Source organism: Mycolicibacterium sp. MU0053 (genome assembly GCF_963378095.1).
Classification (GTDB): domain Bacteria; phylum Actinomycetota; class Actinomycetes; order Mycobacteriales; family Mycobacteriaceae; genus Mycobacterium; species Mycobacterium burgundiense.
Genome location: NZ_OY726397.1, coordinates 79,660 through 93,965, shown reverse-complemented (window position 1 = coordinate 93,965; position 14,306 = coordinate 79,660). Strand labels below are relative to the sequence as shown.

The following is a 14,306-nucleotide window of genomic DNA, read 5'->3' as shown; positions in this document are numbered from 1 at the left end:
CAACAGGGTGTTGATCGCGTCAACGGGTGTCGAGAACATCGACACCCTGTAAAGTACCCGGTGTGACAACAGTAGGCCCCGTCCGGGCGAACCGTGGGCGTCGTCCCTCCCGCCCCTCGGGCGACGACCGCGAACAGGCCATCCTGGCGACCGCGCGCCGGCTGCTGGAAGAGCGCGCGTTCGCCGAGATCTCGGTCGTCGACCTGGCCAAGGGGGCCGGGTTGTCGCGCCCGACGTTCTACTTCTACTTCCCGTCGAAGGAGGCGGTGCTGCTCTCGCTGCTGGACCCGCTGATCCAGCACGCCGACACCGGACTGTCCGACATCAGCGCCGTGCCCGCCGACCCGCGCCGGGCTTTCCGGGACGGCATCGACACGTTCTACAGCGCATTCGCGTCCGATCCCGTGCTGACCCGCGCCGGCGCCGAGGCCATCTCCACCAACCCCGAGGTGCGCGCCCTGTGGTCGGGGTTCATGCAGAAGTGGATCGACCAGACCGCGGCGCTGATCGCCGCCGAACGCGGGCGCGGCGCCGCGCCCGACACGTTGCCCGCCCGGGAACTCGCGACCGCGCTCAATCAGATGAACGAACGCGCCATGATCGCCGCGATCTCCGAGGAATCGGGCGCCGTCCCGGCCGACCGCCTCGTCGACACCCTCACCCACATCTGGATGACCAGCATCTACGGCCCCGCCTAAAACGCCCAAAGGTGCGGTTGGGCCACCTTGTGCGAGTGGCTTCCGGCAATTCGTCAATCTCGGCGGCGCTGTCACACCGCAATGCGAACATATGTTCGTGTCCGATGCCGCCCCCGTGGCGATCCTGCACGCCGACCTCGACGCGTTCTACGCCGCCGTGGAACAGCGCGACGACCCGGCGCTGCGCGGCCGCCCGGTGATCGTCGGGGCCGGCGTGGTGCTGGCGGCCAGCTACGAGGCCAAGGCCTGCGGGGTGCGCACCGCCATGGGCGGACGGCAGGCGCGGCAATTGTGCCCAGATGCCATCGTGGTCCCGCCCCGGATGACGGCTTATTCGCAGGCCAGCGCCGCGGTGTTCGAGGTGTTCCACGACACCACCCCGCTGGTCGAGCCGATCTCGGTGGACGAGGCGTTCCTCGATGTGGGCGGGCTGGCGCGGACCGCCGGGGATCCGGTGACGATCGCGGCGCGGCTGCGCGAACAGGTCCGCGAGCGCGTCGGTCTCCCGATCACCGTCGGCATCGCGCGCACCAAGTTCCTGGCCAAGGTCGCCAGCCAGGTCGCCAAACCCGACGGTCTGTTGCTGGTCCCCGCCGAGGGCGAGCTCGCGTTTCTGCATCCGCTGCCGGTGCGACGGCTGTGGGGCGTGGGCGCCAAGACCGAGGAGAAGTTGCGGGCGCACGGGATCCACACCGTCGCGCAGGTCGCCGAATTGACCGAGACGACGTTGGCCGCGATGGTCGGCGGCGCCATGGGCCACCAGCTCTACTGCCTGTCGCGCAACATCGATCGGCGCCGCGTCGTGACCGGGGTGCGGCGCCGCTCGGTCGGCGCGCAACGCGCACTGGGCCGCGCCGGGAACACCATGACGGCCGCCGAGGTCGATGCCGTGGTGGTCAACCTGATCGATCGCATCACCCGACGGATGCGTGCGGCACAGCGCACCGGGCGCACCGTGACGCTGCGACTGCGGTTCGCCGACTTCGGTCGTGCCACCCGCTCCCACACCCTGCCGCGCGCGACCGCGTCGACCGAACCGATCCTGTCGGCCGCTCGCGCCCTGGTGGCCGACGCGACCCCGGTGACCGCCGAACGCGGGCTCACGTTGATCGGTTTCGCGGTGTCCAACATCGACCGCGGCGGGGCCCAGCAGCTCGAACTGCCGCTGGACGCCGGCGCCGACCTACTGGCCGTGGATCTCGCGGTCGACGACGTGCGGCGCCGGTTCGGCACTGCCGCGCTCACCCGCGGCGTGCTGCTGGGGCGCGATCCGGGAATCGAGGTGCCGCAGCTGCCCGACTAGAGGAGTTGCCCGGCGATGAAGCCGGTCAGCAGCACCCCGAAGCCGCCGACCTCGCCGATGATCAGCAGGGCCATGCCGGCGTGCAGCGCGCCGTCCGGGTGGCTGAACTGGTTGGTGGTGTCGCGCTTGGCTCCGTGCACGATGTAGGTGGCGATCGCGAAGACGAAGAAGAACACCAGCACCCCGGCCGCGGTCAGGTTCACCGCCGTGGGCCAGGCGCTCAACTCCACGAACACCGCCGCCAGCAGGGTCGCGAACGAGTACAGCAGCGCGGCCCGGTGCGCGATGTCGACGTAGGGGTGGGCCAGATGATTCTCGGAGGTCGCCATCTCGCGGTACTTCCAGATCCCGAGGATCAGCGCCAGCAGGAAGATCAGCCCGGCGGCGAGCAGCGTCAGTGTGGTGTCGATCCCGAGTTCGGCGTGCATCGCCGGAGTCTAACGACGCGTCCGGTCAGCCCCCGGTCCAGGCCAGCAGCTCCTCGGTCGCCCACGTGTTGATGATCCGCTCGGCGGGGACGTCGTGATCCAGCGCGCGCTGCGCCCCGTAGCCGAGGAAGTCCAACTGGCCGGGAGCGTGCGCGTCGGTGTCGATCGAGAAATGACACCCGATCTCCGCGGCCAGTTTCAGCAGCCGCGACGGCGGATCCCGGCGCTCCGGCCGGGAGTTGATCTCGACGGCCGTACCGTGGTCGCGGCACGCGGTGAACACCTTTTCGGCGTCGAACTTGGATTCGGCCCGCAGGCCGCGGTTGCCCTCCACGAGTCGGCCCGTGCAGTGCCCGAGCACCGCGACCCGCTGATGAGTCACCGCCCGCACCATCCGGCGGGTCATCGCCGGCGCGTCCATCGCGAGCTTCGAATGCACGCTGGCCACCACCACATCGAGACGGTCGAGCAGTTTGGGCTCCTGATCCAGCGTGCCGTCCTCGAGAATGTCGACCTCGATCCCGGTCAGGATGCGCAGCGGCGCGAACCTCTCACGCAGTTCGTCGATGACGTCGAGCTGGTGGCGCAGCCGGTCGGCCGATAGACCGTTGGCGATCCGCAGCCGCGGCGAGTGATCGGTCAACGCGCAGTACTGGTGTCCGAGCGCGCTGGCCGTCGCCATCATCTCCTCGATCGGGGCCGAGCCGTCCGACCAGTTCGAGTGCAGGTGCAGATCGCCCTTCAACGCGGTCCTGATCTCTCCACCGCCGAGATCCTTTGCCGTGCTTCGCAACTCGACCAAGGTGTCGGGCTCGCGCCCGGACCACGCCTGCGCGATGACCTTGGCGGTCTTGGGGCCGACCCCGGGCAGCGACTGCCAGCCGTCGGTGCGGCCGAGCTTCTCGCGTTGTTCCTCGGTCAGCGCCGCCACCGCGTCGGCGGCCTTGCGGTAGGCCATCACCCGACGGCTGTCCTCGCGCGCGCGGTCCTTGAAGTAGGCGATTTGACGCAGTGCGGCGGCCGGATCCAGGGGTGCCATGCCTTCCATAGTGCCTCGATTCGGCGCGGACGGACTGAGCTCGAGCCAATGCGATTCGCGTTCAAAACCTCCCCTCAGAACACCGCCTGGTCCGACATGCTCGCGGTCTGGCAGGCCGCCGACGACATCGACGTGTACGAGTCCGGCTGGACGTTCGACCACTTCTATCCGATCTTCGCCGACCCATCGGGGCCGTGTCTGGAGGGCTGGGTCACGCTGACCGCGCTGGCGCAGGCCACCCGGCGGCTGCGGGTCGGCGTGCTGGTCACTGGCATCCATTACCGTCACCCGGCCGTGCTGGCCGACATGGCCTCGGCGCTGGACATCGTGTCCAATGGTCGGCTCGAACTCGGCATCGGCGCCGGCTGGAATGAGGAGGAGTCCGGGGCCTACGGCATCGAACTCGGCTCGATCAAGGAGCGCTTCGATCGCTTCGAGGAGGCCTGCGAGGTGCTCAAAGGCCTACTGAGCCAGGAGACCACCACGTTCGACGGCACCTACTACCAACTGGTCGAGGCCGCAACGAGCCCAAGGGCCCGCAACAGCCCCATCCACCTATCTGCATCGGCGGCAGCGGCGAGAAGCGCACGCTGCGCATCACCGCCCGCTATGCCGACCACTGGAACTTTGTCGGTGGTCCGCCCGAGGAGTTCGCCCGCAAGCGGGCCGTGTTGGCGTCGCACTGCGCCGACATCGGGCGGGATCCGGCGGAGATCACGGTGTCCGCGCATGTGCGGCTGAATCCAAACCTCGACTACCAGCGCGCGGTTGATGAGGCCGCCGCGCTCGGCGCCGAGGGGCTGGACCTGGCGATCGTGTACCTACCGCCGCCGCACGATCCGGCGGTGCTGGAACCGCTGGCCGAGGCCATCCGGGATTCGGGCCTGCAGGCGTGACCTGGGCGCGGCCCTCGAATTCGTCGCCGGTGGCCGCAAATTCGGCCAGCAACTGCGCCGCCATGGGGCGGGCAAAGTTGCGCGGACGTCAGCGATGACCGTCCAGCACGCGCGAAAAGTTGCTAGACGCCGTAGCGGAGCAGTTCGGCCCGGGTCACCAAACGCTCGTGTTTGGCCGGGAATTCACGGCTCTTGACGGGGTGCCGGAACAATGACCAGGCGATTCGCCCCACTCGTGTCCGAGTTATCGGGTTGACGTGCACTGCTATCACTCCTGCGGTCGTTATAGCTGGACCGAGCCACCACCATACCGCAATGCCCGGTGTGATGTATTTAACACCGCAGAGCCGGCAAACCCCTCGAGGCGCGCCGATGAATGATCGGATGATTCTGGAGTGACGGGTGTGACTACCGTTGCGGGACGTCGGTCGGCTTGATGGGCGCCGGCAGCGCCGTCTCCTCGACCAGGAACCGATCCACCGCGGCCGCGGCGGCGCGTCCCTCGGCGATCGCCCACACGATCAGCGACTGGCCGCGGCCCATGTCCCCGGCGACGAACACGCCGGGCACCGAGGTCTGGAAATCATCGTCGCGACCGACGTTGCCGCGGTCGGTCAACTCGACACCGAGCTCGGTCAGCAGCCCCTCGCGCTCCGGGCCGACGAAGCCCATCGCCAGCAGCACCAGATCGGCCGCCAGCTCGAAGTCCGAGCCCTCGACCTTCTCGAACTTGCCGGCGTTCAGCACCACTTCGTGGGCCTTGAGCCCGGTGACGTGGCCGTCCTCGCCCAGGAACTTCTCGGTGTTGACCGCGAACACCCGCTCGCCGCCCTCCTCGTGCGCCGAGGACACCCGGAACATCAGCGGATACGTCGGCCACGGCGTCGACTCGGCCCGCGTCTCGGGCGGCCGCGGCATGATCTCGAACTGGTGCACGCTGACCGCGCCCTGCCGGTGCGAGGTGCCGAGGCAGTCGGCGCCGGTGTCGCCGCCGCCGATGATGATGACCTTCTTGTCCTTGGCGGTGATCGGCGGCTGCCCGTTCTCGTCGAGCACATCATCACCGAACTGCACCCGGTTGGCCCACGGTAGGAACTCCATGGCCTGGTGGATGCCGTCGAGCTCGCGGCCCGGGATCGGCAGGTCACGCCAGGCGGTCGCGCCGCCGGCCAGCACCACCGCGTCGTAATCGGAGAGGAGGTGCTGCGCTGTTATATCAATGCCGACGTTGACGCCCGCGCGGAACTCGGTGCCCTCGGCCGCCATCTGCTCGAGCCGGCGGTCGATGTGGCGCTTTTCCATCTTGAACTCGGGGATGCCGTAGCGCAGCAGGCCGCCGATGCGGTCGGCCCGCTCGAACACCGTCACGTGATGGCCGGCCCGGGTCAGCTGCTGGGCCGCGGCCAGACCGGCCGGCCCCGAACCCACCACCGCGACCTTCTTGCCGGTGAGCACCGACGGCGGCAACGGGACCACCCAGCCCTCGTTGAAGGCGTTGTCGATCAGCTCGACTTCGACCTGCTTGATGGTCACCGGATCCTGGTTGATGCCCAACACGCACGAGGACTCACACGGCGCCGGGCACAGCCGGCCGGTGAACTCGGGGAAGTTGTTGGTGGCGTGCAACCGTTCGATGCCGTCGCGCCACCGACCGTTGAACACCAGGTCGTTCCACTCCGGGATCAGGTTGCCCAGCGGACAGCCGTTGTGGCAGAACGGGATACCGCAGTCCATGCAGCGCGAGGCCTGCACCTGCAGGGTCTCGTGACTGAATTCCTCGTAGACCTCTTTCCAGTCCTGGAGGCGCAGCGGAACCGGCCGACGCGGCGGCGTCTGGCGTTGGGTGTGCTTGAGGAAGCCGTAGGGATCAGCCACGAGCGGCCGCCATGATCGCGGTGCCGACGTCGGTGCCGGCCTCTTCGGCCTCGGCGATCGCCACCAGCACGCGCTTGTAGTCGCGCGGCATCACCTTGGCGAAGTGCTTGCTCTGGGCCGCCCAGTCCGACAGCACCCGCTGCCCGACAGCCGAATCCGTGGCGTCCACGTGGGCGGTGATCATGCCGTGCAACCACTCGAGGTCGGCGTCATCGGGTTCATCAAGATCGACCATCTCTCCGTTCAGATTGTCCGGCAGCACGCCGGCCGGGTCGTAGACGTAGGCCACCCCGCCCGACATGCCGGCGGCAAAGTTGCGTCCCGTCTCGCCGAGGATGACGACGCGGCCGCCGGTCATGTACTCGCAACCGTGGTCACCGACCCCCTCGACCACCGCATGGGCGCCGGAGTTGCGGACGGCGAACCGCTCGCCCACCACACCGCGCAGGAACGCCTGGCCGCTGGTGGCGCCGAACAGGATCACGTTGCCGCCGATGATGTTCTCCTCGGCGACATAGCCCTCCGGCGCGTTGTCCGACGGGCGCACCACGATCCGGCCGCCCGACAGGCCCTTGCCGACGTAGTCGTTGGCGTCCCCATAGACCCGCAGCGTGATGCCCTTGGGCACGAACGCACCGAAGCTGTTGCCCGCCGAACCCTCGAAGGTGATGTCGATGGTCCCGTCCGGAAGCCCCTGCCCGCCATAGGCCTTGGTCACCTCGTGGCCGAGCATCGTGCCGACCGTGCGGTTGACGTTGGCGATCTTGGTGCGGAACCGCACCGGGGTGGCCTGGTCCAGCGCTTCGCGGCACTGGGCGATCAGTTGCTGATCGAGCGCCTTGTCCAGGCCGTGGTCCTGGCTCGAACTGCAGTACAGGTCCTGGTTCATGAACGCCGACTCCGGCTCGTGCAGCACCGGGGACAGGTCCAGCTTGTAGGCCTTCCAGTGCTCGGCGGCCTGGGTGGTGTCCAGCGTGCTCACCTGGCCGACGACCTCGTTGAGGGTACGGAAGCCCAACTGGGCCATCAGTTCCCGGACTTCCTCGGCGATGAACAGGAAGAAGTTCTCCACGAACTCGGGCTTGCCGGTGAAGCGCTCACGCAGCACCGGATTCTGGGTCGCGACCCCCACCGGGCAGGTGTCGAGGTGGCAGACCCGCATCATGATGCAACCCGAGACCACCAGCGGCGCGGTGGCGAAACCGAACTCCTCGGCGCCGAGCAGCGCGGCCACCATCACGTCGCGGCCGGTCTTGAGCTGACCGTCGACCTGCACCACGATCCGGTCCCGCAGCCCGTTGAGCAGCAGCGTCTGCTGGGTTTCGGCCAGGCCGAGCTCCCACGGCGCGCCGGCATGCTTCTGGGACGTCAGCGGCGTGGCGCCGGTGCCGCCGTCGTGGCCGGAGATCAGCACCACATCGGCGTGCGCCTTGGAGACGCCCGCGGCGACCGTGCCGACCCCGTTCTCGCTGACCAGCTTGACGTGGATGCGCGCGGCCGGGTTGGCGTTCTTCAGGTCGTGGATCAGCTGCGCCAGATCCTCGATCGAGTAGATGTCGTGGTGCGGCGGCGGCGAGATCAGCCCGACGCCCGGGGTCGAATGCCGCACCTCGGCCACCCACGGATACACCTTGTGCCCCGGAAGCTGGCCGCCCTCACCGGGTTTGGCGCCCTGAGCCATCTTGATCTGGATGTCGGTGCAGTTGGTCAGGTAATGGCTGGTGACCCCGAAGCGCGCCGAGGCCACCTGCTTGATGGCACTGCGCCGCCAGTCACCGTTGGCGTCCGGCTCGAAGCGGTCCACCGACTCGCCGCCCTCACCCGAGTTCGACCGTCCACCAAGCCGGTTCATCGCGATGGCCAGCGTCTCGTGCGCCTCGGCGGAGATCGAGCCGTAGCTCATCGCACCGGTGGAGAACCGCTTGACGATCTCGCTGGCGGGCTCCACCTCGTCGAGCGGAACCGGCGGCCGGACACCCTCTTTGAACTTCAGCAGGCCGCGCAGCGAGGCCATCCGCTCGCTCTGGTCGTCGACCAGCTTGGTGTACTCCTTGAACACCTGGTACTGGCCGGTGCGGGTGGAGTGCTGCAGCTTGAACACCGTGTCGGGGTTGAACAGGTGGTATTCGCCCTCGCGGCGCCACTGGTATTCCCCGCCGACCTCGAGTTCGCGATGCGCGCGCTCGTCGGGGCGCTCGAGATAGGCGAGATCGTGCCGGGCGGCGACGTCGTCGGCCATATCGTCCAGGCCGATACCGCCGGTGGCACAGTGCAATCCGGTGAAGTACTCGTCGAGCACCCGCTGGGACACGCCGACCGCCTGGAACAGTTGCGCGCCGGTGTAGGACGCCAACGTGGAGATGCCCATCTTCGACATCACCTTGAGCACACCCTTGCCGGCGGCCTTGACGTAGTTGTTCTTGGCCTCGTCGCTGCTCAGACCGGTGATGACGCCGCGCTCGATCATGTCGTCGATGGTCTCGAGCGCGAGGTAGGGGTTGATGGCGGCGGCACCGAAGCCGCACAGCATTGCCATGTGGTGCACCTCGCGCGCGTCCCCGGACTCCACGACCAGACCCACCTGGGTCCGGGTGCGTTCGCGCACGAGGTGGTGGTGCACCGCGGCCAGCGACAGCAGCGACGGGATCGGCGCGAGCCATTCGTTGGACTCGCGGTCCGACAGCACGATGATGCGCGCGCCGTTGCGGATCGCCTGCGAGACCCGGGTGCGGACATCCTCGAGCGCGCGCCGCAGGCCCTGGCCGCCGTCGGCGACCGGGAACAGGCACTGGACCACCGCGGCCCTCATGCCGTGCTTGCGACCGCGGATCTCGTGATCGGGGTCGACGTTGATCAGCTTGGCCAGTTCGGCGTTGCGCAGGATCGGATGCGGCAGCACGATCTGGCGACAGGAGTTCTCGTCGGGGTTCAGCAGGTCGCCCTCGGGGCCCAGCGTGTTCTGCAGGCTGGTGACCACCTCTTCGCGGATGGCGTCCAGCGGCGGGTTGGTGACCTGGGCGAACAGCTGCTGGAAGTAGTCGAACAGCATCCGGGGCCGCTGCGAGAGCACCGCGATCGGGGTGTCGGTGCCCATCGAGCCCAGCGCCTCGGCACCGCTGCGGGCCATCGGCGCGATCAGCAGGTTCAGGTCCTCGTTGGTGTAGCCGAAGATCTGCTGCCGGGCCACCACCCGGTGGTGCGGCATCTTGACGTAGTTGCCCTGCGGCAGTTCGTCGACGGGGAACAGCCCCGCGTCGAGCCAGTCCTGGTAGGGGTGCTCGGCGGCCAGTTCGTCCTTGATCTCGTCGTCGGAGACGATCCGGCCCTGCGCGGTGTCCACCAGGAACATCCGGCCCGGGCGCAGGCGCATCCGCTGCACGACCTTGTTGGGGTCGAGGTCCAGCACGCCGGCCTCCGACGCCATGACCACCAGTCCGTCGTCGGTGACCCAGATGCGCGAGGGCCGCAGGCCGTTGCGGTCGAGCACGGCGCCGACGACGGTCCCGTCGGTGAAGCACACCGACGCCGGACCGTCCCACGGCTCCATCAGCGAGTCGTGGAACTCGTAAAAGGCGCGGCGGGCGGGGTCCATCGACTCGTGCCGCTCCCAGGCCTCGGGGATCATCATCAGCACCGCGTGCGGGAGGCTGCGGCCGGCGAGGTGCAGCAGCTCGAGTACCTCGTCGAAGCGCGCGGTGTCGGAGGCGCCGGGCGTGCAGACCGGGAAGATCTTGTTCAGGTCGTTGTGGTAGCCGAAGACATCGGTGTGGATCAGCGATTCCCGGGCCCGCATCCAGTTCTCGTTGCCGGTGACGGTGTTGATCTCACCGTTGTGCGCCACCCGCCGGAAGGGGTGCGCCAGCGGCCAGGACGGGAAGGTGTTGGTGGAGAAGCGGGAATGCACGATGCCCAGCGCACTCTCGAGCCGGTCGTCCTGCAGATCGAGGTAGAACGCCTTGAGCTGCGGTGTGGTGAGCATGCCCTTGTAGACGAAGGTCTGCCCGGAAAGGCTTGGGAAGTACACGGTCTCGCGGCCGGGGCCGTCCTGGCCCGGGCCCTTCGTGCCCAATTCGTGCTCGGAACGCTTGCGGATCACATAGGCCCGCCGCTCGAGTTCCATGCCGGAGGCGCCGCCGATGAACAACTGCCGGAAGGTCGGCATCGCGTCGCGCGCCAACGCTCCCAGCGACGACTCGTCGGTCGGGACGTCGCGCCAGCCGAGCAGTTCCAGTCCCTCGGCCTCGACGATCTTCTCGACCGCCGCGCAGGCCGCGGCCGCATCCTTGGCCGACTGCGGCAGGAAGGCGATCCCGGTGGCGTAGCTGCCGGGTTCGGGCAGATCGAACTCCACCACGGAGCGCACGAACCGGTCCGGCACCTGCAGCATGATTCCGGCCCCGTCGCCGGTGTTGGGTTCGGCGCCCTGAGCACCCCGATGCTCGAGGTTGACCAGGGCCGCAATCGCCTTGTCAACAATGTCGCGACTGCGTCGGCCATGCATATCCACGACCATCGCAACGCCGCACGAGTCGTGCTCGTATGCGGGGTTGTACAGTCCGACAGTGCTGGGCGCTCTTTTCACCGGCAAACCCACCTGAATCCTTCGTGAAGAGCTTCGTCAGCTCTTCGTGTGCTGATCAGGCCCTGCGCCGCAACTCGGAGGAAGCGGGCTGGGCCCCTTCGGTTATTCGTCGTGACCCCAACCGTTGTACGAAGGCCCGTGCAGCACTGAACGGCGGCCCGATCATCAGGTCACAACAAGTTGTAAAACGATAAAGCAAACACCGCCCCACACGCCAACTTAGTGGAGCCTAACTAACCTTTGCCCATCCCCAAGCTCCGCAATGCGCCTTGCGACCGACCGTGGATCGAATCCTACTGTGTCGAACGCGATTTCGTCGCGAATGCGTTCCGGTTCGATTTTCCGGTCGGCGCGGTTCCGTCGCCGATCAACTCTTAGGAAGTTTGCTGGGGGCTCAATTCGGGGCGTGTGCTTCACCACACCCGACCCCGCGTCCCGTGCCGGCTGTCGGAACTTTTTTCCTGGTAGCGCCCCGGTTCGGCGCCCATGACCGCCGCCCCGGCGGCCACGCCGCCCCAGCTGGGACGTTCAGCGGATGTTTGCAAAAAGTTAGGCCGATTCTTAGATTGCGTCCGGTTCGGCCCCCGGACGGCAGCCGAGACCGCGGTCGCCCCTCGACGGTGGCCGTCATCCGGCCGACCTGTCAACCGCGGTCTCGGCTCATGGTGGGTGGGCCGCTCCCGGATCAGCCCGCCCCCTTGAGATCTCACTGTCGTCCGGGCGCAGTGACACGGCACGCGTAGTCCACTACCTGTATCGCTCAGCCGGCTGCGGGCCCATGTCCGGTGTCGTCGGGTTCGGTGAATCGGCGCCGGCGCGAGGCCCGGACCGGGTAACCGCCCCGTTCGGCCAGCGACCGCAGTTGGCGCAGTGCGAAGGTGCGCCCGCGACCGGATTCCGGGATCGCGATCCCGGCCCAGACCCCCTCGGCGCCCGGCGTCTCGACGGCATCGCGGGCACACAGCCAGCGCCGCGGGCAGGTCCGGCAGATGGCCTTGGCCACCTCGTCGGCCGCCACGGCCCACCGGTCCGGGTCGGTGACGCAGGCGCCGACGACGTCGTAGGGGGTTGCCCAGTCGTAGCCGGGCTGGCCCGGGCTGAGTGCGCTTGTCATGAGTCTTCCTCTCTGGCGCGGTCGCTGTGACTGAACCGTAGCAGTCGCAACCGTCGCACTGCAACGGTTTAACCGCAGCGCTTCGGGTCGCGCTCGACCAGACCCCCATACCGCCGAAGTGCAGGTTGAACCCTGATGTCACGCTCAGGGGCGCCCAGGCGGGCGCCGCCGACGTGCGCGAATATGCAGCTCGAAGCGGCCGAACGCCACGCAAATGTCGTAGCACCGATTCGGTTTCCGACCGTCGCCGCTCCGTGCCGGCGCGCACCGGAACGGTCGCAGCAGGCCCGCGGGGCCGCGAACCGTGATAGTCGATACTGGGTAGGTCTGGTCCGCTGTCCCGCCGGACCGCCGCCGCGCGCACCACGCAGTCCGTCCAAGGAGGTCTCCTGCAGTGACCGAACGTGAAGACTTTCTCCGCGATCGTCAGTCCGGTCCGCCGCAGTATTCGTCCCCGCCCGAGGGCCCACCCACCGAGCAGTGGACGATGCCGCCCGAGAACTGGGCGACGGCGCCCGCCCCGCCCCATTCGGCCGGCCCGCCGCCGGGATATCCCGCACCCCAGGTCCCCGGCCCGCAGCAGCCGCACTGGCCCGACTTCGGTGGCGCACCCGCACCCCAACCGCGCCGACCGCGCCCGGCCCGCGGATGGCGCCGCGCCGTCTATGCCGCCACCTTCGGCCTGGTGAACCTCGGTCCGTCCCGCTCGGATCGCCGCGCCGCCCAGTTGCAGGCGATCATCCAGGCACCGCTGCGCAGCTACTACAAGGTCGGCGTGCTGGGCAAGGGTGGCGTCGGCAAGACCTCGGTGGCCGCCAGCGTCGGATCCGTGTTCGCCGAATTGCGACCGTCGGACCGCGTTGTCGCCATTGACGCCGACACGGCGTTCGGGCGCCTCGGCAGCCGGGTGGATCCCAACGCGCGTGGCTCCTACTGGGAACTGGCCGGCGACCGGAACCTGGAGTCCTTCGCCGACCTGCGGGCCCGGATCGGCAACAACGCGGCCGGGTTGTACGTGCTGGCCGGTGAGCCGGCCAGCACCCGGCGCCGGGTGCTGGACGCGGCGATCTACCGCGAGGCCGCGCTGCGCCTGGACCGGCACTTCACGATCTCGATCATCGACTGCGGTTCCACCATGGACTCGCCCGTGACTCAGGAAGCGCTGCGCGACCTGGACGCGCTCATCGTGGTGTCCTCGCCGTGGGCCGACGGGGCCGGCGCCGCCGCCCAGACCATGGAGTGGTTGGCCAACCACGGCATGGGCGAACTGCTGCGTCGCACGGTCGTGGTCCTCAACGACTCCGACGGCCACGCAGACAAGAAGACCAAGGCCGCGCTGGCCCAGCAGTTCACCAGCCGTGGACAGGTGGTGGTCGAAGTGCCGTTCGACCCGCATCTGCGGCCCGGCGGCGTCATCGATGTCACCCGGGAGATGGCGCCGACCACCCGGTTGCGCTTCCTGGAGATCACCGCGGCGATCGCCGGTCACTTCTCCGTGGTGCCCCCGCATCCCGTGCCGGGTGCCTCCAGTTGAGCGCCGTGTGCACCGATTCCGAGGCCCTGTTCACCGCCGACGGCGACAGCTTCCTGCCCAGCGATCTGGCCCGCGGCCCCTGGGGCCAGACCATGGCCGGGCAGATCGTCGGCGGACTGCTCGGTTGGGCCCTCGATCAGCACGGTGCTGCCGAGCTACAACCCGCGCGCTTCACGATCGACCTGATGCGACCGGTGTTCCTCCAGCCGGTGCAGATCCGGACGCTGGTGCAGCGCGAAGGCAGGCGGATCAAGCTCGTCGACGCCACCTTGATGCAGGACGGCCGGCCGGTGGCCCGCGCCAGCGCGCTGTTCCTGCGGCGCGGTGAGCACCCGGACGGTCAGGTGTGGAGCGCGCCGGTCACCATGCCCCCGCCGCCCACTGTGTTCGACGGCATGCCGCCGGATCTGCCATTCCAGATGTGGACTTACGGGTCGGGCCACGACGCGGGCAAGCCCGGGCTGGTGCCGGCCGCGTGGGAGCAGTCGGACTCCCAGAAATTCGCCTGGGTGCGCTTGGACCGTCCCATCGTGGCCGGCGAACCGCTGACGCCGTTCAGCCGCGTCGCCTTCGTCGGCGATATCACCAGCTCGCTGACCCACTGGGGCACCGGCGGTTTGCGCTACATCAACGCCGACTTCACGGTGACGCTGGGCCGGTTGCCGGTCGACGACTTGATCGGGTTGGCCGCGCACAGCCATTACGGCGCCGACGGGGTGGCGACCGGGTCGGCCACGCTGTTCGACCGCGAGGGGCCGATCGGGACCAGCGTCGCGCTGGCCCTCGCGCAGCCCGCCGACGCGTTCAACCCACAGCACGCGATCACTCCCTAGGCCC

Annotated in this window: 9 protein-coding genes and 1 pseudogene; 5 read left to right on the top strand and 5 right to left on the bottom strand. The window is 68.6% G+C overall.

All coding sequences use genetic code 11. From position 1 onward, the window contains the following. The first annotated feature begins 62 nt into the window (after window positions 1–62). Both RCP80_RS00405 and dinB read left to right on the top strand, forming a co-directional pair. Window positions 63–698 carry a TetR/AcrR family transcriptional regulator gene (locus RCP80_RS00405; protein WP_308480466.1) on the top strand — a complete coding sequence of 212 codons (636 nt, stop codon included), beginning with the start codon at window positions 63–65 and terminating at the stop codon, window positions 696–698. Window positions 699–789: 91 nt separating this feature from the next. Beyond that, window positions 790–2,001, top strand: coding sequence for a DNA polymerase IV (dinB, locus tag RCP80_RS00400; RefSeq protein ID WP_308480465.1), 1,212 nt, complete (start codon window positions 790–792; stop codon window positions 1,999–2,001). On the opposite strand, the gene RCP80_RS00395 is transcribed toward dinB, so the two are convergent. Then, window positions 1,998–2,429, bottom strand: coding sequence for a hypothetical protein (locus RCP80_RS00395; protein WP_308480464.1), 432 nt, complete (start codon window positions 2,427–2,429; stop codon window positions 1,998–2,000). The two genes, dinB and RCP80_RS00395, sit on opposite strands and share 4 nt — an antisense overlap. 25 nt (window positions 2,430–2,454) lie before the next feature. Then, window positions 2,455–3,459 carry a PHP domain-containing protein gene (locus RCP80_RS00390; RefSeq protein WP_308483037.1) on the bottom strand — a complete coding sequence of 335 codons (1,005 nt, stop codon included), beginning with the start codon at window positions 3,457–3,459 and terminating at the stop codon, window positions 2,455–2,457. 57 nt (window positions 3,460–3,516) lie between these two features. Here RCP80_RS00390 and RCP80_RS25955 point away from each other — a divergent pair. Beyond that, window positions 3,517–4,364, top strand: a pseudogene (locus tag RCP80_RS25955) (LLM class F420-dependent oxidoreductase). Between the two features lie 408 nt (window positions 4,365–4,772). Here RCP80_RS25955 and RCP80_RS00375 read toward each other — a convergent pair. The 3 genes from RCP80_RS00375 to RCP80_RS00365 form a co-directional block, all read right to left on the bottom strand. Beyond that, window positions 4,773–6,239 (bottom strand): glutamate synthase subunit beta, encoded by a 1,467-nt coding sequence (locus tag RCP80_RS00375; protein ID WP_308480463.1) that lies wholly within the window; start codon window positions 6,237–6,239, stop codon window positions 4,773–4,775. Further along, a complete protein-coding gene (gene gltB / locus RCP80_RS00370; RefSeq protein WP_308480462.1) occupies window positions 6,232–10,821 on the bottom strand; it encodes a glutamate synthase large subunit in 4,590 nt (1,529 codons plus the stop codon). Before gltB ends, RCP80_RS00375 begins: the two co-directional genes overlap by 8 nt. 760 nt (window positions 10,822–11,581) lie before the next feature. After that, window positions 11,582–11,935: a WhiB family transcriptional regulator gene (locus tag RCP80_RS00365; protein ID WP_308480461.1), complete on the bottom strand. Its 354-nt coding sequence runs from the start codon at window positions 11,933–11,935 to the stop codon at window positions 11,582–11,584. 394 nt (window positions 11,936–12,329) lie between these two features. Between RCP80_RS00365 and RCP80_RS00360 the strand changes: the two genes are divergently transcribed. Further along, entirely contained in the window at window positions 12,330–13,469 is a 1,140-nt protein-coding gene (locus tag RCP80_RS00360) for a MinD/ParA family ATP-binding protein (protein ID WP_308480460.1), read from the top strand. Then, window positions 13,466–14,302: a thioesterase family protein gene (locus RCP80_RS00355; protein WP_373693420.1), complete on the top strand. Its 837-nt coding sequence runs from the start codon at window positions 13,466–13,468 to the stop codon at window positions 14,300–14,302. Before RCP80_RS00360 ends, RCP80_RS00355 begins: the two co-directional genes overlap by 4 nt. Window positions 14,303–14,306 lie beyond the last annotated feature (4 nt).

Bases quoted from the DNA above. Each gene is read 5' to 3' on its own strand.
- dinB (WP_308480465.1), top strand. From the start codon at position 790: ATGTTCGTGTCCGATGCCGCCCCCGTGGCGATCCTGCACGCCGACCTC.
- RCP80_RS00395 (WP_308480464.1), bottom strand. From the start codon at position 2,429: ATGCACGCCGAACTCGGGATCGACACCACACTGACGCTGCTCGCCGCC.
- RCP80_RS00365 (WP_308480461.1), bottom strand. From the start codon at position 11,935: ATGACAAGCGCACTCAGCCCGGGCCAGCCCGGCTACGACTGGGCAACC.